Annotated in this window: 18 protein-coding genes; 6 read left to right on the plus strand and 12 right to left on the minus strand. The window is 71.1% G+C overall.

The window, feature by feature from the left end; all coding sequences use genetic code 11:
* Positions 1 to 2,596, plus strand: a 2,596-nt coding sequence (locus D7Y21_RS22610) for a serine/threonine-protein kinase (RefSeq protein ID WP_147469351.1), incomplete at its 5' end; no start/stop codon positions are given.
* Positions 2,597 to 2,683: 87 nt separating this feature from the next.
* Here the strand turns inward: D7Y21_RS22610 and D7Y21_RS22615 are convergent.
* From D7Y21_RS22615 to D7Y21_RS22640, 6 genes are all read right to left on the minus strand, one after another.
* Positions 2,684 to 4,096, minus strand: coding sequence for an L-serine ammonia-lyase (locus D7Y21_RS22615; RefSeq protein ID WP_121715643.1), 1,413 nt, complete (start codon positions 4,094 to 4,096; stop codon positions 2,684 to 2,686).
* 168 nt (positions 4,097 to 4,264) lie between these two features.
* Positions 4,265 to 6,937 (minus strand): cation-translocating P-type ATPase, encoded by a 2,673-nt coding sequence (locus tag D7Y21_RS22620; RefSeq protein WP_121715644.1) that lies wholly within the window; start codon positions 6,935 to 6,937, stop codon positions 4,265 to 4,267.
* A gap of 20 nt (positions 6,938 to 6,957) precedes the next feature.
* Positions 6,958 to 7,938: a VWA domain-containing protein gene (locus tag D7Y21_RS22625; RefSeq protein ID WP_120561655.1), complete on the minus strand. Its 981-nt coding sequence runs from the start codon at positions 7,936 to 7,938 to the stop codon at positions 6,958 to 6,960.
* The gene (locus tag D7Y21_RS22630; protein ID WP_120561656.1) at positions 7,938 to 8,870 is read right to left on the minus strand and encodes a vWA domain-containing protein; all 933 of its coding nucleotides are present in this window, start codon (positions 8,868 to 8,870) and stop codon (positions 7,938 to 7,940) included. The genes D7Y21_RS22625 and D7Y21_RS22630 overlap by 1 nt, the downstream gene beginning before the upstream one ends.
* 64 nt (positions 8,871 to 8,934) lie before the next feature.
* The gene (locus tag D7Y21_RS22635; protein ID WP_233612245.1) at positions 8,935 to 10,284 is read right to left on the minus strand and encodes a hypothetical protein; all 1,350 of its coding nucleotides are present in this window, start codon (positions 10,282 to 10,284) and stop codon (positions 8,935 to 8,937) included.
* A gap of 120 nt (positions 10,285 to 10,404) precedes the next feature.
* The gene (locus D7Y21_RS22640) at positions 10,405 to 10,758 is read right to left on the minus strand and encodes a VOC family protein (protein ID WP_233591387.1); all 354 of its coding nucleotides are present in this window, start codon (positions 10,756 to 10,758) and stop codon (positions 10,405 to 10,407) included.
* Positions 10,759 to 11,118: 360 nt separating this feature from the next.
* Between D7Y21_RS22640 and D7Y21_RS22650 the strand changes: the two genes are divergently transcribed.
* A complete protein-coding gene (locus D7Y21_RS22650; protein WP_120561658.1) occupies positions 11,119 to 12,306 on the plus strand; it encodes an AI-2E family transporter in 1,188 nt (395 codons plus the stop codon).
* A 27-nt stretch (positions 12,307 to 12,333) separates the two neighbouring features.
* Positions 12,334 to 13,041 carry a ribose-5-phosphate isomerase RpiA gene (gene rpiA, locus D7Y21_RS22655; protein WP_120561659.1) on the plus strand — a complete coding sequence of 236 codons (708 nt, stop codon included), beginning with the start codon at positions 12,334 to 12,336 and terminating at the stop codon, positions 13,039 to 13,041.
* Here the strand turns inward: rpiA and D7Y21_RS22660 are convergent.
* Both D7Y21_RS22660 and D7Y21_RS22665 read right to left on the minus strand, forming a co-directional pair.
* Positions 13,016 to 13,603: an NTP transferase domain-containing protein gene (locus D7Y21_RS22660; RefSeq protein ID WP_121715648.1), complete on the minus strand. Its 588-nt coding sequence runs from the start codon at positions 13,601 to 13,603 to the stop codon at positions 13,016 to 13,018. The two genes, rpiA and D7Y21_RS22660, sit on opposite strands and share 26 nt — an antisense overlap.
* 82 nt (positions 13,604 to 13,685) lie before the next feature.
* A complete protein-coding gene (locus D7Y21_RS22665; protein WP_121715651.1) occupies positions 13,686 to 14,798 on the minus strand; it encodes an XdhC family protein in 1,113 nt (370 codons plus the stop codon).
* A 289-nt stretch (positions 14,799 to 15,087) separates the two neighbouring features.
* Here D7Y21_RS22665 and D7Y21_RS22670 point away from each other — a divergent pair, with 289 nt between their 5' ends.
* Entirely contained in the window at positions 15,088 to 16,359 is a 1,272-nt protein-coding gene (locus D7Y21_RS22670) for an endonuclease/exonuclease/phosphatase family protein (protein WP_120561662.1), read from the plus strand.
* Between the two features lie 13 nt (positions 16,360 to 16,372).
* Here D7Y21_RS22670 and D7Y21_RS22675 read toward each other — a convergent pair whose 3' ends face one another.
* A complete protein-coding gene (locus D7Y21_RS22675; protein WP_121715653.1) occupies positions 16,373 to 19,387 on the minus strand; it encodes an amino acid adenylation domain-containing protein in 3,015 nt (1,004 codons plus the stop codon).
* Positions 19,388 to 19,776: 389 nt separating this feature from the next.
* Here D7Y21_RS22675 and D7Y21_RS22680 point away from each other — a divergent pair, with 389 nt between their 5' ends.
* Positions 19,777 to 20,193 (plus strand): hypothetical protein, encoded by a 417-nt coding sequence (locus D7Y21_RS22680; protein ID WP_120561664.1) that lies wholly within the window; start codon positions 19,777 to 19,779, stop codon positions 20,191 to 20,193.
* A gap of 2 nt (positions 20,194 to 20,195) precedes the next feature.
* On the opposite strand, the gene D7Y21_RS22685 is transcribed toward D7Y21_RS22680, so the two are convergent.
* Positions 20,196 to 21,170, minus strand: a complete 975-nt coding sequence (locus tag D7Y21_RS22685; protein WP_121715655.1) for an NADPH:quinone oxidoreductase family protein — start codon at positions 21,168 to 21,170, stop codon at positions 20,196 to 20,198.
* 364 nt (positions 21,171 to 21,534) lie between these two features.
* Between D7Y21_RS22685 and D7Y21_RS22690 the strand changes: the two genes are divergently transcribed.
* A complete protein-coding gene (locus tag D7Y21_RS22690; protein ID WP_120561666.1) occupies positions 21,535 to 23,790 on the plus strand; it encodes a M4 family metallopeptidase in 2,256 nt (751 codons plus the stop codon).
* A gap of 99 nt (positions 23,791 to 23,889) precedes the next feature.
* Here D7Y21_RS22690 and D7Y21_RS22695 read toward each other — a convergent pair whose 3' ends face one another.
* Positions 23,890 to 25,167 carry a DUF418 domain-containing protein gene (locus D7Y21_RS22695; RefSeq protein ID WP_121715657.1) on the minus strand — a complete coding sequence of 426 codons (1,278 nt, stop codon included), beginning with the start codon at positions 25,165 to 25,167 and terminating at the stop codon, positions 23,890 to 23,892.
* Between the two features lie 64 nt (positions 25,168 to 25,231).
* The gene (locus D7Y21_RS22700) at positions 25,232 to 26,533 is read right to left on the minus strand and encodes a DUF418 domain-containing protein (protein ID WP_121715659.1); all 1,302 of its coding nucleotides are present in this window, start codon (positions 26,531 to 26,533) and stop codon (positions 25,232 to 25,234) included.
* Positions 26,534 to 26,542: the final 9 nt, after the last annotated feature.

Consider the following 26,542-nt stretch of genomic DNA (forward strand, 5'->3'; position numbering starts at 1 on the left):
GGGGGGCATGGGGGTGGTGTACGCCGCCTATGACCCGGACCTGGACCGCAAGGTGGCGCTGAAGCTCCTGCGGGTGAAGGGCGGCCACGAGGACCTGGAGCAGGGGCGGGCGCGGCTCTTGCGCGAGGCGCAGGCCATGGCGCGCATCTCCCATCCCAACGTCATCCCCGTCTTCGAGGTGGGGCAGTGGGACCATCAGGTCTACGTGGCGATGGCGCTGGTGGACGGCGGCACGCTGCGCGACTGGACGAAGGCGAAGCCCCGGACGTGGCAGGAGCTGTTGGACAAGTACCTGGCGGCGGGGCGGGGCCTGGAGGCGGCGCACACGGCGGGGTTGGTGCACCGGGACTTCAAGCCGGCCAACGTGCTGGTGGGCAAGGACGGGCGCGTCTACGTCACGGACTTCGGGCTGGCGCGGCCCATGGGCGAGGCGGAGGACGACGACGAGGACGGCGAGCGCACGCGGCCGGTGGGGGACGACTCGCCGTTGAACTCGCAGCTCACGCAGGCGGGCCTGGTGATGGGCACGCCCGCGTACATGTCCCCGGAGCAGTTCCGGGGCGAGCTGCTGGACTCCCGGTCGGATCAATTCAGTTTCTGCGCGGCGCTGTACCGCGCGCTGTATGGCATCCGCCCGTTCGACCCGGACGAGCTGTCGCGGGTGGCGTCCCAGCTGCGGCCCCAGGGGGGGGCGGATGACGGGCCCGGCGTGACAAACGCTGCGGCGGTGCAGGTGCTGCCGCCGTCGCCCATCCTGGAGCCGCCGCGCGACTCGAAGGTGCCGGCGTGGGTGCGCCGCGCGCTGATGAAGGGGCTGTCGCTGGAGCCTCGCGACCGGTTCCGCTCCATGGCGGAGCTGTTGACGGTGCTGGGCCAGCGTGAGCGGCGGGCCCTGCTCCAGCGCCGCGCGGGAGCGGCGGTGGCGGCCACGGTTGTGCTGGGCGTGGCGGGCGGGGTGGCGTGGTCGCGCTCGCAGGTGTGCGAGGGGGCGGCGAACCTGGTGGCGGAGCGCTGGGGGCCGGACGCGCGCGAGAAGGTGATGCAGTCGTTCCTCGCGACGAAGAGCCCGGTGGCGCAGGACATGGCGCGCCGGGTGGGCGTGGTGCTGGACGGCTACGGCGCGGAGTGGGCGCAGCAACACACGGCGGCGTGCGAGGACACGCGCGTGCGCGAGGTGCAGACGGAGGAACTGCTGTCCCAGCGCTTCGTGTGCCTGGAGCGGCGGCGCAAGGACCTGGGTGCGCTGGTGGCCACGCTGCAGACGGCGGACGTGGCGCTGGTGGACAAGTCGCTGGACGCGGCGTACGCGCTGCCCTCGCCGGGCGACTGCGCGGACGTGGAGTCGCTGACGGAGCTGCAGCCCCGGCCCGCGGATCCCGCGAAGCGCGCGGAGCTGGAGGAGTTGGAGGGGACGCTGGCGGACGTGAAGGCCCGCGTGGACCTGAGCCGGATGCCCAAGGCGCTGGAGTTGGCGAAGGCCGCGGAAGCGCGCGTCATGGCCACGGGTTACCTGCCGCTGATGGCGGAGCTGAGATTCCACCTGGGCTGGGCGCAGGCTGTGCTGGGCGAAAAGGCCGCGGGCGGCGCGGTGCTGGAGCAGGCCGTCTACGACGCGGAGGCCGGCAGGGCGGACCGGCTCGCGGTGGCGGTGATGAACAAGCTGCTCTACGTGGACGGCGAGCAGGAGCAGTTCGCGCTCGCGCAGCGCTGGGGCCGGCTGGGCGAGGCGACGCTCAAGCGCGTGGGCGGCGACGCGGTGTTGGAGAGCGACCTGAAGGTGAACGCGGCCAACCTCGCGCTGATGCAGGACCACCCGGACGACGCGTTGAAGCTGCTGGAGCAGGCGTCGGGGCTCCTGGCGAAGGCGTTGCCGGACGGGCACCCCAAGCGGGCGCGGGTGGCGTTCACGCTGGGGCGCACGCTGCTGGAGACGGGCAAGAGCGCGCAGGCGGTGACGGTGCTGAAGGACGCGCTCGCCCAGACGGAGAAGGCGATGGGGCCCGTGCACCTGGACACGGCGCGCCGGCATCAGGCGCTGTCCATGGCGCTGCGCGAACAGCGGGACTTCACCGGAGCGCTGGAGCACGCGCGGGTGTCGGTGTCGCTGCACCGCACGCTGTTGGGGAACCAGAGCGTGAAGCTGGCGGAGGCGCTGGACGAGGAGGGCATGAGCCTGCTCGCGCTCAAGCGCTACGAGGACGCGCTGCGGGACTACGAGGAAGCGCGGAAGGTGAAGGAGGCGAAGCTGGGGCCAGAGGACGAGCTGGTCTACTACTCGCTGGATGGCGTGGGGCAGGCGCAGCTGGGCCTGGGCCGCACGCGCGACGCGATTGCCTCGCTGAAGCAGGCGCTGTCCTTCAAGGACGTGCAGGAGGACTCGCTGGGCGAGTCCGGCTTCGCGCTGGCGCAAGCGCTGTGGACGGAGGGCGACGAAGCGGAGGCGCGCGACGCGGCGTCACAGGCGCTCGCGCGCTTCAGGTCCGCGGGGCGCACGGCGCAGTCGAAGGAGGTCGAGGCGTGGCTCTCCGCGAGGCCCGCGCCGGTGGTAAAGGCGGTGCCCGTGTCCGCCGGGCGCGGTGGCAAGCGCAGGCGGTAGGCCTGGCCGCGCGGGTGTCGCGGGCTGCTGCCTGCGTCCGCTACGCGCGACACTCGCGGGCGGTAGCGCTTCAATCCGCCGGAGCCGTCAGCACTCCGGCAGGCCGACGCTGAGGTTCGCGACCTCCAGGACGTTGACCGCGAGGCCGCCGCGCGCGGTCTCCTTGTACTTGTCCTTCATGTCGCGGCCGGTGTCGCGCATCGTCTTGATGACCTTGTCCAGACTGACGAAGTGCTTCCCGTCACCGGACAGCGCCATGCGCACCGCGTTGATGGCCTTCACGGACGCCATCGCGTTGCGCTCGATGCAGGGCACCTGCACCAGTCCGCCAATCGGGTCGCAGGTGAGCCCCAGGTTGTGCTCCATGGCGATCTCCGCCGCGTTCTCCACCTGCAGCGGCGTGCCGCCCAGCACCTCCGCGAGCCCTCCCGCGGCCATGGAGCACGCGCTGCCCACCTCGCCCTGGCAGCCCACCTCCGCGCCGCTGATGGATGCGTTCTCCTTGTAGAGCGAGCCAATGGCGCCCGCTGTGAGGAGGAAGCGCACCACGCCGTCCGCGTTCGCCCCCGGCACGAAGCGCCAGTAGTAGTGCAGCACCGCCGGGATGATGCCCGCCGCGCCGTTGGTGGGCGCGGTAACGACGCGCCCGCCCGCCGCGTTCTCCTCGTTCACCGCGAGCGCGTACAGGTTCACCCAGTCCAGCACCGTCAACGGATTGGTGAGCCCCGCTTCCGGCCGGCTGATGAGCCGCTGGTACATCGCCGCCGCGCGCCGCTCCACCTTCAATCCGCCGGGCAGGATGCCACCCGTGGTGTACCCGCGCGTCACGCACGCCTGCATCACCGTCCAGATGCGCAGGAGCCCCGCGCGGATGTCCTCCTCGCTCCGCGACGTCAGCTCGTTGCGCAGCATCACCGTGCTGATGGGCTGCTTCTCCCGCTCGCAGTGCTTGAGCAGTTCCTCCGCGGACTTGAAGGGCAGCGGCACCGACGCGCTCTCCGCGCGCAGCGGATCCGCGCCCGTCGCCGCTTGCTCGTCCACCACGAAGCCGCCGCCCACCGAGTAGTAGATGCGGCAGGCCAGCGTCTCCCCGCCCTCGCCGAACGCGGTGAATCGCATGCCGTTGGGGTGGTAGGGCAGCACCTTGCGCTTGTGCATCACCAGGTGCTCGCCGTCGCGGAAGGGGAGCACCAGCCGCTGGAGCAGCGACACGCGTCCCTCCGTGCGCCAGTGCGCGACGATGGCCGGCACCTTCTCCACGTCCACGTCCTCGGGCGTGTCGCCGCGCAGGCCCAGCAGCACCGCCTTGTCGCTGCCGTGCCCCTTGCCCGTCGCGCCCAGCGAACCGAACAGCTCCACTTTGAGCCGCGTCACGCGCTCCAGGAGCCCCGCGTCCGACAGCCCCACCACGAACGTGCGGGCCGCGCGCATGGGCCCCACCGTGTGCGAGCTGGAGGGTCCAATTCCAATCTTGAAGAGGTCGAAGACGCTGACAGGCATGGCTCTTCCCACCATGCCACGTTCAACACGCGCCGCCTGTGACACCCCACTCACGACGCGCTGCATGCATCCACTTCAAGTCATGCAGCCTGCAAGACAATACGTCCCGCGTGCGCCCGCTCCTCTGGGCGTGGGGGAAGTTGCCACGCCAAGCATGACGCGTGCGGGCTAACCGGCGGCGGGCTGGGGCCCCGTGGCGGGCTGGGGCGGCGAGGCGGGCGTCTTCGGCCGGAAGGCGAGCAGGCGCAGGCCGTTGAAGACGACGAGCAGCGTGCTGCCCTCGTGGAGCACCACGGCCTGGCTGATGCGCGTGAGGCCCAGCACGGCGGCCACCACGAGCACCGCGCTCACGCCCAGCGCGATGACCAGGTTCTGCTTCATCACGGCCGTGGCGCGCTTGGACAGCTCCAGCGCGAAGGGCAGCTTCGCCAGGTCGTCGCTCATCAGCACCACGTCCGCCGTCTCCAGCGCCGCGTCGCTGCCGGCGCCGCCCATGGCCACGCCCACCGCGGCGGCGGCGAGCGCGGGTGCGTCGTTGACGCCGTCGCCCACCATGGCCACCGGGTGCGTGCGGCCCAGCTCCTTCACCGCCGTCACCTTGTCCACGGGCATCAGCGGCGCCTTCGCCTCGTCCAGACCCACCTGCTGCGCGATGGAGCGGGCCACGAGCGCGTTGTCGCCGGACAGCATCACCGTGCGCTCGATGCCGCCCGCCTTCAGCGCCTGCACCACCTGCCGGGCGCCGCCGCGCAGCGTGTCCGCCACGCCCAGCACGCCCAGGTAGCTGCCCGCGCGGCGCACCACCATCGTCGTCTGGCCCGCCGCCTCCAGCCGCGCCACCTCGGCGGTGACCTCCGAGGGAATCGCCTCGCCCGCGAAGAGGGCCGTGCTGCCCACCTCCACCGCGTCGTCGCCCACCTTCGCGCGGATGCCCTGGCCGTGGATGGCCTCCAGGTCGCGGCCCGCGGGCACGGCGATGCGCGCCTCGGCGGCGCCGTCCACCACCGCCTTGGCCAGCGGGTGCGCGGACAGCGCCTCCACGCCCGCGGCGGTGCCCAGCAGCTCCTCGCGCGTCACGCCCGGCGCGGCCCACGTGGTGAGCAGCCGGGGGCGGCCCACGGTGAGCGTGCCCGTCTTGTCGAAGGCGATGGCGCGGATGCCGCTCAACAGCTCCAGGTAGATGCCGCCTTTGATCAGCACGCCGCCGCGCGCGGCCGCCGCCACCGCGGAGAGCACGGCGGACGGCGTGGAGATGGCCAGCGCGCACGGCGACGCGGCCACCAGCAGCCCCACCGCGCGCAGCACCGCTTCCTTCATCGGTGTGCCCATCAGCACCAGCACCACCGGGAACACCACCGCGGACGCCATCACGAGCGGCGCCACCGTGCGCTCCAGGCGCTGGGCGAAGCGCTGCCGCTTGCCCTTCTGCGCCTCCGCCTGCGCCACCATGTCCACCACGCGCGCCAGCACGGACTCCGACGACAGGCGCGTCACCTCCACCTCCAGCGCCGCCTCGCAGTTGATGGTGCCGGAGAACACCTCGTCACCCGGCTTGCGCGCCACCGGCATGGACTCGCCGGTGATGGCCGCCTGGTCCAGGGAACTCTTGCCTTCGAGGATGACGCCGTCCAGCGGGACGCGGTCGCCCGGGCGCACGACGATGCGCTCGCCGCGCTTCACGTCCGCCACCGGCACCTCCACGACCTCCGAGCCCCGGCGCACGCGCGCCACCTCCGGGCGCAGCTGGCCCAGCGCTTCAATGGAACGGCGCGCCTTCTCCATGGCCCGGTGCTCCAGCGCGTGGCCCGCGCTGAAGAGGAAGAGCAGGAACGCGCCCTCGAACCAGGCGCCGAGCACCGCCGCGCCCAGCGCCGCCACCACCATCATCGTTTCGATGTCGATGCGCAGCTGCGCGATGGACTGCACCGACCCCCGGATGGCGAAGAAACCCCCGCTCGCCATGGACAGCGCCCAGAGCACCGTGGCCACCAGCGGCGGCGCCAGCGCGAAGTGCTCCACCACGAAGCCCGCGGCCAACAGCACGCCGGAGGCGACGACCAGGGGCAGCTCCAGGAGCGGCGCCAGACCGCCGCCGTGCGCGTGGTGCGAACAGGCGTGGCCGGCCATGGGCACTTCCAGCCCGTACCCGAGCGACTTCACCCGGGCCTCCACGTCCGGAAGCTTCAGCTCCTCCTTGTCGTATTCGATGACCAGGCGCTCGCTGGCGTACGCGACGCTGGCGGTGAGCACGCCCTTCATCTTGGAGACCGCGTGCTCGATGACCTGGGCCGCGTCCGCGGAGCCCATCCCGCGCACGAACCAGGTGTGATGCAGGTAGCGCGCGGCCACCTTTGCGCCCGTCTTCCGAGCGAGCGTCACCAGCTTCGACACGCTCACCAGTGACGGCTGGTAGTGGATGCACACCTCCGCGTGTCCCGCGTCGCGGCGCAGGTGCACGTCGGTGATGCCGTGCTGCGACTCGAGGGCCGCCTCCAGCCGCGCGAAGCGGCCCTGCTCGTCCGTCTCTCCCGGCAGCGTGCCCTCCAGGTCCAGTTGGAGCGCCGAGCCGCCTCCTTCCGCCGGACGGTGGGCCGGCGGACGGATGACGCGCTGGGAGTGGGTATGCCCGTGATGGTCATGCCCGTGGTCGTGGCCATGGGAGCAGGAGGCAGTGTGGACGTGGGTCAAGCCGTCCGCCTCGTCGGGGTCGTGACCGTGGTCGTGGTTGCACCCCGGGCCGTGGACGTGGCGCTGCACGGCGTTGCCGCCTGCTTCCGCCTCCTTGAGGCCCTTGATGTTCAACGTGCCGAACCGCGACCCGCTCTTCTTCTGCTCCGACATGGCTTGGCTCTTCCTGTCGCCTAGTGGCGGTGTCCGCGGCGTGAGTGCGAAGACGCGGCGGCCGGAGGCGTTGCCGCCTGGGGCTTTTCGTCCTCGTCCTCGTCGTGGTGGTCCTCGTCCTCGTGCTCCTCGGGGACGGGCTGGTCGAAGCGCTGGCCGGCGACCTCCAGCGTGAAGCGCTTGCACGTCGGGGGAATGTCGAACTCCAGCACCGCGGGCAGGCGGCCCTCGTAGACCTTCAGGACCTGACCCTGCTCGTCGTAGACGGTGCCGCCAGCGGCGACGGTCATCGTCTCGTCCACCAGCACGGCCACGAGCTCCGCCATCTCCTCCATGCGGTCCGCGTGGCGGTGGCACCAGAGGTGTCCCACGCCCGGATAGGTCGTATGGGAGATCTCCTCCATCTGCTCCTCGTCCACGTGCTCGCCCACGCCCATGAAGACGAAGTTGATGCGCGGCAGGCGGCCGGAGGCGATCTCCTTGGCCACCTGCGTGGCGTAGGCCGTCACGTCATGGGCGTCGTTGATCTGCGAGTCCGTGATGATGACCGCCAGGCCCCGCTTGGCGCCTTCGCCCACCTGCTGCTTGATGTGCGCCACGAAGTCGCGCAGCACCGGCAGCATCACCGTGGCCTTTCCGTAGGACTTCGGCCCGGGGAAGCGGTAGCCCTTGGCCTGCGGGCCCGTGAGGTCGCCCACCATCTCCAGCTGGGTGCCGTCGCCGCAGGCCCAGTAGGTGACGCGCACCTTGCCGTCCCGGTCCTTGTTGGCCAGGTACTCCAGCATCCACTGCATCTGCGGCTCGACCTGGTTCTTCACCGGGGCGAGCTTCGCCAGGATGCCGCGCGGCCCGTACGCGTTCTCCATGCTCGCGGAGCCGTCCATGTAGAGGGCCACGTCCAGGCCCTCCACGGTGGGGTCGTGCAACAGCGTCGCGACGACCTTGTTGCCCATCCGGTGGACGTCGGAGAAGGGGCGGTTGATGACTTCGTGGCCGGCCATCAGTGGTGGTCCTCGTCCTCGTCGTGGTCTTCGTCGGGGAGCGGCTGGGTGTAGCGCTGGCCGTTCACCTCCAGCGTGAAGCTCTTGGCCTCCTCCGGCACCTCGAACTCCAGCACCGCGGGCAGGCGGCCCTCGTACGTCTTCAGCACCTTTCCCTTGTCGTCGTAGATGGTGCCGCCAGCGGCGACCGTCATCGTCTCGTCCACCAGCACGGCGACCAGCTCCGCGACCTGGGTGATCTCCTTCGCGATGCGGTGGCACCAGAGGTGGCCCACGCCCGGGTACTCCGCGTGGGCGATGTGCTCCAGCTGCTCCTCGTCGATGTCGTCGCCCACGCCCACCAGCACGAAGTTGATGCGCGGCAGGCGCCCGGAGGCGATCTTCTTCGCCACCTCCGCGGAGAACTTCTCCACCGCCTCGGCGTCATGGAGGCGGCCGTCGGTGACGATGATGGCGCAGCCGCGCCTGGCGCCCACCTTCACCTGCTCCTCCAGGTACTTCACGTAGTCGCGCAGCGCGGGCTCCAGGTACGTGAAGCCGCCCAGCTGCTTCGCGCCGGGGAACTTGTACTGCTTCACGTCGGTGCCCTTGAGCTCACCCACGGGCTCCACCTGGCGGCCGTTGGTGCCACAGGCCCAGTAGGCCACGCGCAAGAGGCCGTTGCGGTCCTTGGTGGCCAGATACTCCAGCATCCACCGGACCTGCGGCTCCACGTCGTTGGAGGCCTCCTTCATCGGCGCGCCGCGCAGCCACTCCAGGAAGGTGCGCTGCTGCGCCTTGTAGGCGTACTCCTCGCGCATGCTGCCGGACGCGTCCATGTAGATGGCCATGTCCAGGCCCTCCACCGTGGGGTCGTGCAGCAGCACCGCGCGCACGTGATCCCCTTCGCGGTGCAGGTCCGAAAACGGCTCGATCGGCTTCTCGTGTCCCATGGTCTGCCTTTCTGGAGGGTGAAAACGCTATCGCCCGGTGTGCGAGCACCGCAAACGGACGGGGTCAGTCATCGAAGTCGCTCATCCAGTCCGGCTTCTTGCCGGGCGGGGCGGGCGCCTTCTCCTGCTGCCTGGTGGCCGGACGGGCGGGCGCGGCCGGAGCCGGTGCCGGGGCGAAGTCCGACTGCCATGAGGCCGGGGATGAAGGCTTCGCGGGAGGCGGCCGGGGCGCGGGCTTCGGTTGCAGTTGCGTGAGGCGCGGCTTCGCGCCGCCGGGCTTGCCATGCGCGCCGATGAAGTCCTGCATCCAGTCGCTGGAGCGAACGGGCGGCGTGGGCAGGCGCGGCGGGATGGACGCGGGAGGCGTGGGCGCGCGAGGCACCGTGGGGCGCATCACCGGCGTGCCCGGGGACAGCGTGCCCGCGAGCACGTGGGCGCGCAGCGTGCGCTCCGTCTCCGTGGGCCAGCCCGGCAGGAGCGGCAGGACGCGGCGCGCGAGCTCCAGGAACTCGGGAGGCGGCGCTTCCCGGGGCACGCGCACGGTCTCGTCCTGGAGCCACCCGGCGAGCTTCCCCACCAGCCCGCCCTTCGTGGGACGCGGCGTGGCGATGTCGCCCTTCACCTCGTAGCCGCGCAGCTCCAGGTCCGCGATGGCCATCGCGCGGCTCGGCACGGGCAACTCCAGCGAAGCGATGGCCTGGGGGCCCTGGTTCGTGTGCGCGTCCTCCTGGAGCTGGGTGAGCACCGTGTGCAGCATGCTCGCGACCTGCGCGCCATTGGCCGCATGGTGGGCCTGCAACTCCGCGGGCACCGCCGGGTAGGTGAGGACGAGCCCGCGTCCCTGCGCCAGCTGATCCGCGCGGTCGCCCGGCAACAGCGCGTGGTACGCGCGAGGCAAGTCGCGGCTCTCCGCGTCCTTCACGTAGTGGAAGGCGTCCTGCGCGCCATGCGCGAAGCCCGCGAGCACGTCACCGCGGGTGACGGTGAGCTGCCCGTTCACGCGCGTGACGGCGTTGCCCGGCCACGGTCCCGTGAGCGTGCCGTAGAGATAGACAGGGTCGTTGAAGCCCTCCGTGTTGGAGGGGTGCTCCACCACCTCCGGGGAGAAGAAGAACAGCTCCGTCGCGGCCAGGCGGCGCGGAGGCTTTCCGGAGGCGACTTCATGGTGCGCGAGCTGCGCCTGCACGGACGCGGGCAGCCGCGCGCGTTCGCTGCCGGGGATGAGCTGGAGCTGGCCCACGACGTCGGTGCAGACGAACCACTCGGGCTCGCCCAGGTACGCGGGCTCCAGCCTGAAGGCGTCCAGGACGTGGACGACCTCCGAGGCATCGCACGGCACGGGTTCGACCGGGCTGGTGGCGTGGGGAACGAAGTAGCGGGGCGGGCTCACGGAGGCCGCGACAGGCTGGCGCAAGCCGCTGGGGCAATCAAGTGGCGGGGCGGCATCCCCGGGTCCGCGCAACGGCGTGGATTCCATCGTTCGTTCCACGCCCCTTAAGAGGACGGGGCGCGGAGCGAAAGTGGAGGCCGGGCGTCAGGCGGGCTCGATGAAGTTGAGCCGGTAGCCGTCCGGGTCCGTGACGACGACTTCGCGGGTGTACCAGGGCTGCTCCGTGGGGCCTTCCACGTGCGCGCCCAGCGCCGCCGCCTTCGCGGCCACCGCGTCCACGCCGTCCGAGCCCGCGCGGAAGCCCACGAGCACGCCCATGCCCTTTCGTCCCTCCAGCTTCAGGCTTGAAGGATGGCTCACGAGGTACACGTCCGACTCGCCTCCCCACTGGAGGCGGAGGATGGGAGGTTCCGACGCGATGCGTTCGAAGCCGAGGCCTTCATAGAAGCGCACGGAAGCCTGCGTATCCGTCACCAGCAGCTTCACGAACGACCGCATTGTCTGGGGCTTGTCCATGGGCGCGGCAGTCTGCCCGGAGCGATGGACGGGCGCCACGCACACGGGAGCCATTATCGGGCCCGGGACGGAATAGACGTATCGTCGGGCGCGGATCCGGGTGTGACCGGGCCGAAGCGACAAGGGGACGGTTTCATGGGGGACGTGACACACTCCTCGTCCAGCTACGGCTCCTCGTCGTCCTTCATCAGTGATTCGTCCAGCTCCTCCTCGGACTGGGGCGGAGGCGGCGGAGATTCTGGCGGAGGCGGTGGCAGCGACTCCTGGTAGCCCTCGGCTGACTGCCTGCTTCACGGTGCTCCGTCGCCTGCCTGGAATGCCCGGACTCCCTACCTTGGGGGCATGAAGGCTTCGCGCAGGGGGCTCCCCGTCTACGTGCCGCCCCGGACGGTGTGGTCGGTCGGTGCCCAGGTGGTGCTGCTCGTGTTGCTGGGCTCGGCGATGCGGAGCCTGGGGCCCGTGCTCACGCTGCTGGCGGCGGCGCTGCTGCTGGGACTGGCGGCGGAGCCCGTCGTCCGCCGGCTGCAGTCGTGGGGCCTGCGCCGGGGGCTGGGCGTGGCGCTCATCGCGCTGACGCTCTTGGGCGTCATCGGCCTGCTCATCCTCACGCTGGTGCCGCTGCTCGTGGAGCAGCTCCAGCACCTGGTGGAGGCGGCGCCGGTCTTCCTCACGGAGCTGACCCAGGCGCCCTGGGTGCGGAAGCTGGACGAGCACTTCGGCGTGCTGTCGCATCCGCAGGACGCGTTCAACATGGAGCCCGGCGTGCTGGCCAAGCCGCTCATCACCGTGTTGTCGTCCACGGTGGAGTTGCTGGGCGCGGGCGTCACCGTGCTGGCGCTGGCCGTGTTCGGCCTGCTCTTCGGGCACGACCTCTACGCGAGCATCCTGGGCTGGGTGCGCCCGCGCAGCCGTCCCCGCGTGCGCCGCGTGGTGGGCCGGATGCGCGAGGCGGTGGGCAACTACCTCGTCGGCACGCTGCTCATCGTCTCCGTGGGCGGCGCCTTCACGGCCGGCATGTCGCTGGCGCTGGGCGTGCCGTACTTCCTGCCGCTCGGCCTGGTGGCGATGGTGTTGGGGCTCATCCCGTACATCGGCAGCGTCATCACCGCGCTGCTGGTGAGTGTGACCACGCTGGCGTCGGTGGGCTCGAAGCGGGCGCTCCTCGCGCTGGCGCTGTTCATGGTCTACCAGCAGCTCGAGGCCCACCTGCTCAGCCCCCTGGTGCAGCGGCGCGCCATCAAGATGAACCCGCTGCTCATCTCACTGGTGGCGCTGGTGGGCGGCTCCGTCGCGGGGCTGCTGGGCGTCATCCTCGCGGTGCCGGCGGCGGCGGCGGGGCAGGTGTTGCTCACGGAGGTGCAGCGTGAGCGCCGCAAGACGTGGAAGCGGGAGCGCCGTCAGGAGATGGCCCCGCCCTCCGGCCTGGGGAACGCGGACGAGGCACTGTTGGCGGGTCCACTCGCGCCGCCACAGCGTGAAGCGCGGCGTGCGCCCCCGGCCGACTCCGGGCATCCTGGGACGCCGCACTGAAGCCGCCCTCCTTCCTCAGAGCCAGCCATGACTTCCGACGAGAGTGTTTCCGCTTCCCAGAGGCGCGCGGCGGCGGAGCGCGCGGTGGACTTCATCCAGCCGGGCATGGTGGTGGGGCTGGGCACGGGCAGCACGGCCGCGTACGCGGTGCGACGGCTGGGTGCGCTGCTCTCCGCGGGGACCTTGAAGGACGTGGTGGGCATCCCCACGTCGCACGCGACAGAGTCCCTGGCAGCGTCGCTGGGCGTTCCGCTCACCACGCTGGACGTGCACCCGGTGGTGGACCTCACCATCGACGGCGCGGACGAGGTGGCGCCGGACCTGTCGCTCATCAAGGGCGGCGGTGGGGCGCTCCTGCGCGAGAAGGTGGTGGCGCAGGCCAGCCGCCGCGAGATCATCGTGGTTGATGCGGCCAAGCTGTCGCCCCGGCTGGGCACGAAGTGGCCGGTGCCGGTGGAGGTGCTGCCCTTCGGCTGGCGCTCGCAGGCGCTGTTCCTGGAGTCGCTGGGAGCGCGCGTGGTGGTGCGGCTCGCGCTGGACGGGGCGCCGTACCACACGGATCAGGGCAACGTGGTGCTGGACTGTGACTTCGGTCCCATCAGCGACCCGGCGGCGCTGGCCGCGAAGCTGGAGTCCCGCGCAGGAGTGATGGCGCACGGCCTGTTCCTGAACCTGACCACCGACCTGGTGGTGGCCGGGCCGGAGGGCATCACCCACCGCGTCCGGGGCGCGTGAGGCGCAGGGCGTCCTCGGCGGTGTCCACGTCCTCCTCGCCGCCGGGCAGCGCAACCTCCACGACGCGCGAAGGGTCCAGGGCGATGAGCCCGCGTGCGCCGCCCGTGGGAGGAAGGGCCTCCAGCTCGGGGAAGAGGGCGCGGGAGAAGAGGGCGGGCACGCCCCGGGTGCCCGCGTAGGCGGACGCGACGATGGGCGCGCGCGTGCGTTCGAAGGTGTCGATGAGCGAGCGCAGGTGGGCCGCGTCCACGCGGAGTTGGTCGCAGAGCATCAGGAGCGCTCCGTCCACGTCCGGGGGAAGTGCCCGCAGGCCCGCGTGCAGCGAGGAGCCCTGACCCAGCGCCCAGTCCGGATTGTCCACGCACCGCACGGCGAGCCCGTCCAGCTCCGAGGCGACGTCCTCGCGCCGCGCGCCGAGCACCACAACCACCACCGGGCTCGCGGCCAGGGCCCGCTCGGCCGCGCGCCGCACCAGCGACGTGCCTTCGTGGCGCAACAGCTGCTTGGGCTGTCCAAGCCGCGAAGAGCTACCCGCGGCGAGCAGCACGATGGCGACGGTCATGCGCGCCTCCGCGAGCGGGCGGGCTCATGCGCTGTGCGCGTGCTGAGCCCGTCGGTCGTGTGCATCTCGCTGATGCGGTCCCTCACGCCGACCTGCGCTCCGGCGTGATGGCCTCCGCGTGGATGGGCGCCTGCCGCTCGCGCAGCCGTCCCCCATCGCGCCCGGCCAGCACCGCCTGCACCTCCGCGATGATGGACAGGGCAATCTCGTCCGCGCCCTCCGCGCCCAGGTCCAATCCCATGGGCGCGTGCAGCTTCTCCAACTGCGCGGCGGTGGGCGGGCGCGCCAGCTCCCGCAGGATGCGCTCCGTCCGGGCGCGAGGCCCGAGCACTCCCAGGTAACGCACCGGCAGCGGCACCAGCCGCTCCAGCAGCTCCCGGTCCTGCGGCAGGCTGTGTGTCATCACCAGCACCACGCTGCGCGCGGACAGCGGCACCTTCTCCAGCACCTCGCTGGCCCGCGACGCGACATGCGCCTGGGCGCGCGGGAACCTGCGGCGCAGCAGCTCCACGGGCCGGTCCGCCACCACCGTGAGGTGCCACCCCAGCCCCTGTGCTCGCGCCACCACCGGCGCGACGTCGAAGCCGCTGCCGAACACCACCACCGGCGGCGCCGGCTCCACCACCTCCACCAGCACCTCCGCGCCCCCGCACGCGCCGCTCCAGGGCACGCCGCGCACCAGCGCCTCCGTCGCCACAGCGCGCACCGGATCGATCAGCGCGCCCGTGAGGTTGCCCGCCGACACGCCGTCCTCGCGCAGCATCAGCCGCGAACCCACCGCGTCCGCGGGGCCCCGGTACACGGTGGCCACCACCGCGCGCAGCGACTGCTTGCGCGCCTCGGCCGCGAAGCCGAGCGCGTCACCCGGGCCGGGCTCCCAGCGCTCCAGCAGGATGTCCACCACGCCGTTGCACCCGAGCGCGAACGACAGGCCGCCCTCGTCCTCCGCGGCGTCGCCCGTGGTGTCGTAGCGCAGCACGCGCGGCCCATCCGACGTCCAGAAGAAGGCCTTGCGCACGAGGTCTCCCTCCAGACACCCGCCGCTCACCCCGCCCGCGAGCCAGCCGTCCGCGCCCATCAACATGCGGGCCCCCGGACGCCGGTACGACGAACCGGACACCGCCACCACCGTCGCCAACACCACCGGACCGGAGGCACGTCCGCATGCCCGCAGCAGGTCATCGAGTTCCTTCATCGCCCACCCATCTAACCATCCGGGCCTCATGCCCGGGCCGATTCCGCCCCGGACGGATGTGCACCGTCCGACGTCCAATTCATGCCCGGCGCACGCAGGGCAACCATCCGGCCGACCGCCCGCCCCCTGCATGACGCTGGCGGACAAGGCCTGCCGCCACGAACTTGAGCGGAGGACTTCTGGATGGAGGCTTGGTGGAACCCACAGCGCGACGGCATGACGCCCGACATCGCTTCCCCTTTGCTCATGGCACCCCGCGGGCCTGGCGCCCCAGCAAGGGGAGGGCGGCATGAAGATGCCCGAAGTGCTGGAACACCTGCCCGCCGTCGGACACCTGCTCGGACGCAAGCCGGGCGGGCAGGAGGATGTTTTGCCAAAGCGTGACCCCACCCTGACCCTGCCGGACTTCCAGGCCGTGCCGCTGCCTTCGAGCGAGCGCCGGTTGGGAGACGGCCGCACCTTCATCGTGCACCACCCCGCGCCGCGCGCGCCCCGGGGACCGGGCCTCACGGTGATGAGCTACAACATCCTCATGGGCGGCGAGCGTCAGGAGGCGCTGCTGGAGTACTTCACCCAACTGGAGGCCCAGGACCGCATGCCGGACGTCATCGGCCTGCAGGAGGCGGGCGTGCCCATGTCGGTGCTGCTCGCGTCCCGCTTCGGCTTCCACCTGGCGTACCAGGGCAGCGACGGCGACGACGGCACCCGGCTGGTGAACGGCAAGGCCTGGCTGAGCCGTCACCCCATCGTGGACGCCGCGCACTTCACCTACGTCCTCACCGACGCCGAGCGCAATGAAGCCATCGCGCGCCAGGGCTACGCGGGAGAGCTGGTGGAGGACCGGGGCGTGCTGTGGCTGAAGCTCCAGGTGGGGGGGCGCCCGCTCTACCTCTACAACCTGCACCACGCGCTGGGGGACTCGGCCATCAACGCCCTCAACCTGCGCCAGCTCAACGCGCTCCTGCGCCGCCGCGAAGGTGTCCCCGCCGTCGTGCTGGGCGACTTCAACGCCAACACCGCCATCAAGCGGGGCGGCTCCTGGCTGGTGGCGCACCTGCTGCACCCGAAGCAGGACAACGACACGGACACCATCGAGGAGTTCCGTCAGCGCTACGGCGACGACATGCACAACGTCACGGTGGGCGACCGCGGCGTGGGCAACATCGCGGACCCGCGCCTGCGCCACGAGCTGCACACGCTGGAGCAGGACCTGCCGGAGACGGTGTGCCACGCGACGACGGTGCGCGTGCGGCTGGCGGACCACTCGCTGACGACGCCCCATCACGCCCGTCAGGAGCTGAGCTCCGGCCAGATTCCCAAGCACAGCCCCGCGTGGTGGCGCCTGCAGGACATCGCGGATTGCGCCACGCTCACCTCGCACCCGGACAGCCACGGCGTGGTGCACGCCACGGGCAAGCGCTTCGACAACTTCTACGCGACGCGCTCCCTGCTTCCGGTCCTCTTCGAGGTGGACCGCTCCACCGAGTCCTCGGACCACCAGCCGGTGGTGGCCCACTACCGCTTCGGCGACGGACAGGTGACGTTCCCGCCGCACCACTGACGTCCCGCCCCCGCTACGCGGCGAGGGCCGCGGAGCGGTGGCGCGCGAAGAGGTCCTTCACGTAGCGGCGCAGCAGGGCCGCGTCGATGTCCGGGCACTGGATGTCCGTGCCCGCCAGCGCGGCGCGGGTGTGGTCCGTGCGCACGCGCGGCGTGCGGTGGTGCAGCTCCAGCACCGTGCGGGTGCCGTGGTAGACCTTCTCCCGCAGGAACGCGACCAGCGGGAAGAGGGCGTTGTCCGGCCCCACCCGTCCCAGCTCGCGCAGCCACACCGCCGGCGCCACGCGGCGCACCGGGTGCCCGTGCTCGCCCAGCATGTCGAAGAGGGCGTTGTGGCTCGGCTCCTGCTCGCGCTCCGGCGCCAGGTTGTACGTGCCGCCCGGGGACTGGGTGAGCACCAGGTGCGCCGTGGCGCTGGCCACGTAGTCCACCGGCACCGGCAGCCAGTACTTGTCCGGCAGGTCCGGCGACATGCCCAGCTGCGCGTTGCCCACCAAGAGCCGGCACAGCATGTCGTCCGCGTTGCCAATGCCCGTGCGGCTGTGGCCCTGGATGAAGCCCGGCCGGTAGATGCTGACCGGCAGGCCGCTGTCGCGCGCGTCCACGGCGAGCCGCTCCGCGACCCACTTGGCCCGCGTGTAGCCGTTCTCGTAGGACATCAGGTCCAGCGAGCGCTCCAGCGCGAAGTCCTCGTCCACCTCCTCCAGGCCCAGCAGCGTGCCCACCGCGCCGTGGACGCTGAGCGAGGACACGTGGTGCAGGGGCTTCGCGCGGCCGTGCGCGCAGAAGGCAATCACCTGCTGCGTGCCGGCGACGTTGGGCCTCCCCGCGTCCGCGTACGGCAGGATGTAGCTGATGCTCGCGGCCGAGTGCACCACCGCGTCGCACTGGAGCGCCAGGGCGTCATGCACGGACGCCTCCAGCCCCAGCCGCGTCCGGGTGATGTCGCCCGCCACCGCCTGGATGCGCCCGTCGCGCCAGGGCAGGTGCACGCCGTACTTGCGAGCGGTGGCGCGAAGCCGCGCGCCCGCCTCCGCATCGTCGCGCGCCCGCACCAGGCAGTGGATGCGCTCCACGCGGGGCGCCAGCGCGGCCAGCAGGTGGATGCCCAGGAACCCCGTCGCCCCCGTGAGCAGCAGCGTGCGAGGCGGCTGCGTGACGAGCACAGGCGCCGCGAGCCGGGGCAGGGCCGCGGACCGCGCGTCGGTCAGCAGCGTGGCGCGCACGCCCTGGGGGCCCGCTTCGGCCGGGGCCGCGCCGGCCTCGCAGAAGGGCAGCAGCAACTGGGGCGTGGGATGCGAGTACACGCGGCGCGACGGCAGCGACACGCCGAAGTCCTCCTCCACCTGGGCCAGCACGTGCGCCACACCCAGCGAGTCACCGCCCGCCTGGAAGAAGTGCGTGTTCGCCGTGACGGTGCCCGGGGCCGCGTGCAGGCCCCGCTCGAAGGCGCGGCACAGCCGGTCGATGGATGTCGCGGGGGCGGAGGGCGCCTCGGGAGCGGCGCGGGTTTCGGACGCGGTGGCGCCCACCCAGTCCGCCGGGGGCGGCAGGGCCTGCCGGTCCACCTTGCCCAGGTGGGGCATGAGCGGCAGGCGCGGCAGCTCCACGAAGCGGTGCGGCACCATGTAGTCCGGCAGCACGACGCCCAGGTGCGCGCGCAGCGCGTCCAGCGACACCGTGTGGCCCTCCTGCACGCTGTGGTACGCCACCAGCAGGCCCGTCGTCTGGCCCTGCGCGTCCGTGTGCTCGAAGACCGTCACCGCCGCCTGCGCGACGCCCGGGTACGCGTACAGCGCCTGCTCGATGGCCTCCAGTTCGATGCGGAAGCCGCGCAGCTTCACCTGCTGGTCCATCCGGCCCAGGAACACGAGCGCCCCATCCGCGCGGCGCATGGCCTCGTCACCGGTGCGGTACCACCGGGCGCCCCGGGCGTCCGTGGGGAAGCGCTCCCGCGTGCGCTCGGGCTGGTTGCGGTAGCCCTCCGCCACGCCCTCGCCGCCAATCCACACCTCGCCCGTCGCGCCCACCGCGACGTCCTGTCCATCCGGTCCCACCACGCGCAGCTGCACGCCCGGCAGCGCCTGGCCGATGGGCACGGGCGACTCGCCGCCCTTCACCCGGTACGCGGTCGCGCAGACCGTCCCCTCCGTGGGGCCATAGGCGTTGAAGACGCGGCGGCCGGACGCATGCCACCGCTCCGCGAGCGGCGCCGGGCAGCGCTCGCCCGCCATCACCACGCACGCCACGTCCGGCAGCGTGTCCACGTGCGGCCCCAACTGCCCCAGCACGGACGGCGGCAGGCACAGGTGCGTCACGCGCTGCTGGCGCAGGTACTCCGCCATGCGCCGGCCGGGCAGCAGGTCCTCACGCGTGCCCTGCACCAGGGTGCCGCCCGCGAACAGCGTGGGGAACACCTCCCACACGGACGCGTCGAAGTTGATGCTGGCGAACTGGAGGTGCCGCGTGTCCGGCCCCAGGCCCAGCAGCGGCCCCACGCCGTGCACCAGGTTCACGAGCCCCCGGAACGTGCACACCACGCCCTTGGGCTCACCCGTGCTGCCGGAGGTGTAGATGAGGTAGGCGGGCCGGTCCGGCGGCGCGTCGATGACGTCCGGGACGTCGCCGTCCTCCGTCGTGTCCACCGCCGCCGCATCCGCCTCCAGGAAGGGAAGGGGAGTCCCCAGCCACGTCTCCAGGAGCCCCACGGAGACCCGGTGCATGCGCTGCGTGACGACGCCGCGCAGGCCCGCGTCGCGCAGGATGCGCAGCAGCCGTTCGTCGGGGAGGAAGGGATCCAACGGCACGTAGGCCGCGCCCGCCATCCAGATGCCCAGGATGGCCGGGATGACCTCCGCCCCGGGCACCACCATCAACCCCACGCGGTCTCCCGGCCGCACGTTCCACTCGGCCCGCAGCCGCCGCGCCACCCGGGACGCCCGGCGCAGCAGCTCCGGCTGCTTCAGCACCGTGGATCCGAAGGCGATCTCCGCGGTCGGGGGAAGACGCAGCGTGGACGGAAGGGCCATGGTGCATTCCTTGGATGTGGTGACTCGCGCGCGGGGGCTTCGCGTTTGAAAAGTCTAAAGACTGGCAGCGTCCGCGCAATACGTAGGAACCGCGCGGTGATACACGCCGAGTCTTGATTGAGACACACCCGCTCGGGTCATCCGCGCCCCCGTCTCCGCCAGAGGACGCCCGCACGCCGTGTATGTCATTCCTGTCTGGATATATCTTTGGAGCGTTGCGGGCGCGCATCCCCACTCCAGGGTGACGATGTCTGTCTTTTTGCCGTGGAGGTGTGCCGCCGCCGCGCGCGAGCCTCCGGCGGGTGGGTACAACCTGATTCGTCGGGGTGGGGTCGCACCCCCTGGGGCGCTGGATGATTCAGGGGGGCTGGGCTGTAGTGGAGGACCGGATGCCTTCGCTACGACACGCCTTCCTGCTCAACGCCGTCCGCGAGCTTGGCCGCTCGGTGCCGGACATCGCCCGGTCGCGCGCCTCCTGGGACGCGTGCCTGGAGCGGATCCGCGAGGTGTGCATCACGACGCTGGGCATGGAGTACGACACGCTCGCCCGCTTCGACGCGCGCTCCGTCGTCGGGCTCTTCGCCCACCCGGAGCAGGCGCGCATCCTTGCCCGGCTGGTGGATGAGCGGGCCCGCCTGTGCGAGGCCCACGGCTTGTACGCGGACGCGCTGGCGGACAGCGTCTTCGCGGGCCAGCTCCTCATGTGCTCGCGCGCCCGCTTCGGCCTGCCCCGGGACGCCCGCGCCGCGGACGTCCTGGAGCGCGAGGCGGGGACTCCCACGCCCCTGCCTCTGCCCGAGGAGTGACGTCAGCCGGCCTTCACCTTCAGGACGATCTTGCCCACGGCCTGGCGCGACTCCAGCTCACGCAGCGCCTGCGCGCCGTCCTCGAAGGGGAAGACGCGGCCCACCACCGGATCGAGGATGCCCTTCGCCGCGAGCGCCTCCAGCTCCTTGGCGATGTCTCCCGGTAGCTCCGGGGCCTGCATCAGGAAGGCCCCCCACGCCACGCCCACCACGGTGATGTTGCGCAGCAGCAGCCGGTTCACCGCGACGGAGGGAATCTGGCCGCTGGCGAAGCCCACCACCAGGAGCCGCCCCTCCGGCGCCAGCACCTTGAGGCTCTTCTCGAAGACGTCGCCGCCCACGGGGTCCAGCACCACGTCCGCGCCCCGGCCGTCCGTGGCCTCGCGCACGCCGGCCTGGAACTCCTTCAATAGAAGGACGACGTCCGCGCCCGCGCGCTTCGCCACCTCCTTCTTGCGCTCGTCGCTCACCACCGCCAGCACACGCGCCCCGGCGCCCTTCGCCACCTGCACGGCCGCGGTGCCCACGCCGCCCGCCGCGCCGTGCACCACCACCGTCTCTCCCTGGCGCAGCTGCCCGCGCCGGTGCAGCGCGAAGTGCGCCGTGTGGTAGTTCATCACCACGCCCGCCGCCTGCTCGAAGCTCCACGCCTCCGGAATGGGGAAGGCCAGCTCCGGCGCCACCACGCAGGCCTCCGCGAAGCCGCCCAGGGTGAAGGAGAAGCCCATCACCCGGTCGCCGGGCTTCACCCGCGCCCCCGCCGGCGCGGCGCGCACCACGCCCGCCACCTCCACTCCCGGCACGAAGGGCACCTCCGGCTTCATCTGGTACTGGCCCCGGCTGAGCAGCAGATCCGGGAAGCTCACCCCGGCCGCCACCACATCAATGAGGACCCCGTCTCCGGCCTCCGGCTCCGGGACCTCCACCATCGCCAGGCCCTCCGGCCCCTCCAGCCGCTGAAGCTGCAATGCGCGCATGTGTGTGTCGCCTCCTGGGCCCGGGACGCTAGCCCGCCTGCCCCGCCCTCAGAGCCCCCGTGGATGTCACCGGTGACACGGGACCCACCCGGGTCGGGAATAAATGAGACGGCAATTTCTCCCCGCCGTTCACTCATTGCACGCATCCGCCGACAGGTGCTTCAAACATGAAGTAACCGCCTTCCCGGTTTGAAGCATCAACCCCGTTCTCCGCGGGCTGCGTGAGTCCCTCCGTCATTTCAAGCAGTTGCGAGATATCTCGAAGTCTGAGAAACGATGTAAAAGTAGAAATCTCGCCTGTACTTGAAATACGCGCCTCTCCTGTGGCACAGTGTTTCCTAATCTTTCCCCTTAGGAGGATTACATGTACGAGAAGCGAGTACGCGGCGCCCTGGGTGCCGCAGCCCTGTCCCTGATGGTCGGCGCTTGCACTGATGGCGCTCCTGCCGCGAACACGGAGGACGCCAACATCCAGAAGGCTTCCGCCAACCTGTCGGCGGGTCAGAAGGTCATCGCGGCGGACTCCGACGCGGTCCCCACCTTCCTCACCGGTTCCTTCGGCTCCGTTCCCGCTCCCTCGGCCATCCAGGGCATCGCGGCCCAGCAGCAGCTGGCGCCGGTGCTCGCGGGCGTGGCGCCGCTGTTCCGCCTGAACGCGAACGACCTGTTCCTGAAGCGCGCCTACGTCGGCTTCGACGGTGACACCCACTACCGTTACGGCGTGACCCAGAACGGCATCCTGGTTCAGGACGCCGAGCTCCGTCTGCACGCGCGCAACGGCTCCGTGTTCGCGGTGAACACGAACGCCCGTGGCGACCTGCAGGGCGAGCTGAAGGCCACCATCGCGTCCGACGCGGCCATCGCGGCGGCCATCGGCGACCGCGGCTCCCCGGAGCGCGCGTCCTCCAACGCGGAGCCCCAGCTGGTCTACCGCCGCTCGGGCAACGAGCTCATCCTGGCGTACGAGATTCGCGTCCAGGGCGAGCTGAAGGACTCCACCCCGGTGGATGACTCCGTGTACGTGAACGCCAAGACGGGCGACGTCTTCGAGCGCGTTCCGCACATCCACTCCGCGCTCAAGCGCGAGGTGTGGGACCTGCAGCACCGCACCAGCCTGCCCACGGCCGTCAAGGGCCGCTTCGAGGGTGAGGCCCCGGTCGCCGACCCGGTCATCAACAACAACTACGACCACCTCGGCACCGTCTACAACTGCTACAGCAGCCTGTTCGGTCGTGACTCGTACGACAACGCCGGCCACCTGCTGAAGAGCTACGTCCACTACAGCAACAACTACGTCAACGCCTACTGGGACGGCTCCCAGATGGTGTACGGCGATGGCGACGGCGTGAACGCCTCCAACCTGGCGAACTCGCTGGACGTGACGGCGCACGAGCTGACGCACGCGGTGACGGAGTACGAGTCCAACCTCACCTACTCCGGTGAGTCCGGTGGCCTCAACGAGTCCATCTCCGACATCTTCGGCGCGGTGTGCGAGTGGTACGGCAAGGGCAAGGTCATCGACGAGGGCACCTGGATCGTCGGCGACGACGTCTGGACCCCGAGCATCCCGGGTGACGGCCTGCGCTACATGAAGAACCCCACGCAGGACGGGGACTCGCTCGACTACTACCCGGACTACGGCTCGGGCGTGGACGTGCACTACAGCTCGGGTATCTCCAACCTGGCGTTCTACCTGATGTCCCAGGGTGGCACGCACCCGCGCGCCAAGACGACCCAGGTCGTCAACGGCATCGGCTTCGAGAAGGCCGCCAAGGTCTTCTACAAGATCAACGCCGACCTGCTGACCGCGTCCTCCAACTTCGAGGCGGCGAAGACCGCGTCGGAGCAGGCCGCGACGCAGCTGGGCTTCACCGCGGCGGAGATCGCCGATGTCGGCAACGCCTGGAAGGCCGTGGGCGTGGGCGTGCCCGTGCCTCCTCCGGTGACCACGCCGATCGAGAAGGGCGTGCCCGTGACGGGCATCAACGGCACCTCCGGCAGCAAGGTGTACTACTCGGTGACCATCCCCGAGGGCGCCACGGACGTGACCTTCACGCTGTCCGGTGGCACGGGTGACGCGGACCTCTACGTCCGCAAGAACAACGCCCCGACGGACTCCCTGTACGACTGCCGTCCGTACAAGTCCGGCAACGCGGAGACCTGCACCTTCGCCACCTCCGGCGCGAAGGGCATCTGGTACGTGATGATCAAGGGCTTCACGACCTACACGGGCACCAGCCTGTCCGTGACCTGGAAGGGTGGCTTCGAGGACATCGGCAACGAGACCCGCATCGAGGGCCTCTCGGGCGTGCCGGGCTCCACCCGCACCTTCATCATCGACATGCCTGAGTTCAAGAAGGACTCCGGCATCAACACGCTGTCCATCGCGCTGGGCGAGGGCGAGGGCAACGCCGACGTCTACGTGCAGGCCGCCGCCGCTCCGACGTTCACGTCCTACCTGGGCCGTGGCGTGAGGGAGAGCGCGACGGAGAGCGTCATCCTGCGCAACATCCCGGCGGGCAAGTACTACATCACGGTTGTCGGTGTGCCGAGCCTGGTCGACACCGAGGTGGACGGCTACATCAACACCGTGTTCGCGGCCTCCTACAAGGTCAAGTAGTGCCTGAAGGTGTGGGGCGCGGCGAAGGTGCCGCGCTCCGCTCCTGAGACCCCGGGCTCCCGCCTCCTCGCGGGACCCGGGGTTCTTTTTTGTCCCGCTTCAGTTCACCGCGGGCGCCGCGGCGGGGCCCAGGCGCATGGGCTGGGCGCGGCCGTAGGTGAGCGAGCGCCACAGCCACTCCACCGGGCCGAAGCGGAAGCGCGCCAGCCACCAGTGGCTGAAGGCCACCTGTCCCGCGAACAGGGCCCCGCTCAGGAGCAACGACAGCGACGGCGGCGTGCGGCCCACCAGTCCCAGGCCCCAGCCGTCATACACGCACAGGCTCAGCACGGACTGCATGAGGTAGAGCGTCAGGGCCATGCGGCCCGCGGGCGTGAACACACCCAGCACCTTGCTCCAGCGCTCCTTCTGGAAGAGCAGCGCGAAGCCCGCCGCGTAGCCCACGCCCAGGAAGAGGATGCCCACGTCCTTCGGGATGCGCATCCACACCAGCCACCCCGGCAGGCTCGGTACGCCCCGGTACGCGAGGTTGAGCGCCAGCACCCCGAGCCCGATGACGCCGCCCACCCCCAGTCCCCAGGCGGCCAGCTTCCGCAGCAGCGGACGGTGGCGCTCCACGTCCTGCAAGAGCCCCCGGCGCCCGGCCCACAGGCCCAGCAGGAAGCGGCCCAGGATGATGGACAGCAGCACCGGGCGGTTGGGGTTGGGGATGCTGGCCCAGCCGTAGGCCACGTTGGCCTGCTGGGTCGTCACCACCGAGTTGCTGGACAGCCCGGCGAGGTACGCCGCGCGGCGCTCCGCCTCCTCCTCCCGCGTGGCCTTCTGGGCGCGCTCCGTCTCCGCCGCGCCGTCCAGCATCACCGGGAGCACCCGCTGCCCGATGGAGAAGACGGTGGGCACCACGAACAGGAACAGCGCCGCCCAGACGAGCACCGTCTTCTCTGAGCACTTGCGGAACGACAGCAGCAGGAAGCCCACCAGCGCGTAGGTGGTGAGGATGTCGCCCATCCAGATGGCGAACATGTGCGTAAGGCCGATGCCCAGCAGCACGAGCAGGCGGCGCCGGTACACCGGAACGATGGAGGCGCCACGCCCTTCCGCGCGCGTCATCTGTAGCGCGAAGCCCAGGCCGAAGAGGAAGGTGAAGAGGGTGACGAACTTCTGCTCGACGAGCAGCGCGAAGAGCGAATTGACCGTGAGCTCCAGCGGCGGCGCGCCCATCGCCAGGGCCTGCTCTTTCGGCAGGAGCAGCCGGCCGTTGAACCAGTTCAGGCTGTTGGAGATGAAGACGCCCAGGAGCGCGAAGCCGCGCAGCGCGTCCAGGGCGTGGACGCGCTGCGCGCTTTCAATGGGACCGGCGGAAGGGGACTCGGACATGCCGGGCACTACACGCTGGCGCCCTTGGCAGCGTCAAATCACGCGCCCCCTCTCTTGATACAGCTCAGTGCGCCGCGCGCGCCTCGCCGGCAGTGGCAAGGCGCATGGGCTGGAGGCGGCCGTACGTGAGCGAGCGCCACAGCCACTCCACCGGGCCGAAGCGGAAGCGCGCCAGCCACCAGTGACTGAAGGCCACCTGCGCCGCGAAGACGCCCAGGCACATGAGCACGGTGCGCGACGGCGGCGTGTGGCCCACGAGCCCCAGGCCCCAGCCGTCATACAGCCCGATGCTGATCACCGACTGCATGAGGTAGAGCGTCAGCGCCATGCGGCCCGCGGGCGTGAGCACGCCCAGCACCTTGCGCCAGCGCTCCTTCTGGAAGATCAGCGCGAAGGCCGCCGCGTACCCGCAGCCCATGAAGAGGTAGCCCACCTCCCGCAGGGTGCGCATGCCCACCATCCACACCGGCGGGTTGAGCTGCCCGCCGGGGCCCCCGGGGGCGCCCCGGTTCCTCAGATAGAGCACCAACGACAGGGTGGCGGCGGCGCTGCCCACGCCCAGCCCCCATGCCATCACCCGCACGAGCAGCTTGCGGTGGCGGTCCACGTCTTCCAGCAGCTTCTGGCGTCCGGCCCACAGGCCCAGCAGGAAGCGGCCCAGGATGATGCACAGCCAGATGGGACGTCCCGGATTGGGCAGGTTCTGCCAGGCGAAGAGGGCGTTGGCCTTCTGCGACGTCAGCACGGACTCGCTCGACAGGCCGGTGAGGAACGCCGCGCGGTGCGCGTCCTCCTCCTCGCGCGTGGCCTTGGCGGCCTGCTCCGCGGCCTCCTTGCCGTGCAGCAGCTCCGGGCCGAAGCGCTGCGCGATGGAGAGCGTGAGCGGCAGGACGACGAAGAGCACCGCCACCCAGGTGAGCACCGTCCTGTCCGAGCGCTGGCGGAACAGCAGCAGCACGAAGCCCACCAGCGCGTAGGTGCTGAGGATGTCCCCCACCCAGACCGCGAACATGTGCGTAAGGCCGATGCCCAGCAGCACGAGCAGCCGGCGCCGGTACACCGGCACGATGGACGTGCCCCGCCCTTCCGCGCGCGTCATCTGCAGCGCGAAGCCCAGGCCGAAGAGGAGGGAGAAGAGGGTGACGAACTTCTGGTCCACGAAGAAGGCGTAGAGCTGGCGGACCACCGTCTCCAGCATGGGCGCGGCCAGCGCCTGTGCCTGTTCACTCGGCAGGAGCTGCCGGCCGCTGAACCAGCTCAGGCTGTTGGAGACGAAGACGCCCAGCAGCGCGAAGCCGCGCAGGGCGTCCAGCAGGTGCACACGCTCGGAGAGTTCGACGGGGCCGGCGGAGGAGGGCTCGGGCATGGCCTGCAA

Source organism: Corallococcus sp. AB045 (genome assembly GCF_003668895.1).
GTDB classification, from domain to species: Bacteria; Myxococcota; Myxococcia; order Myxococcales; family Myxococcaceae; genus Corallococcus; species Corallococcus coralloides.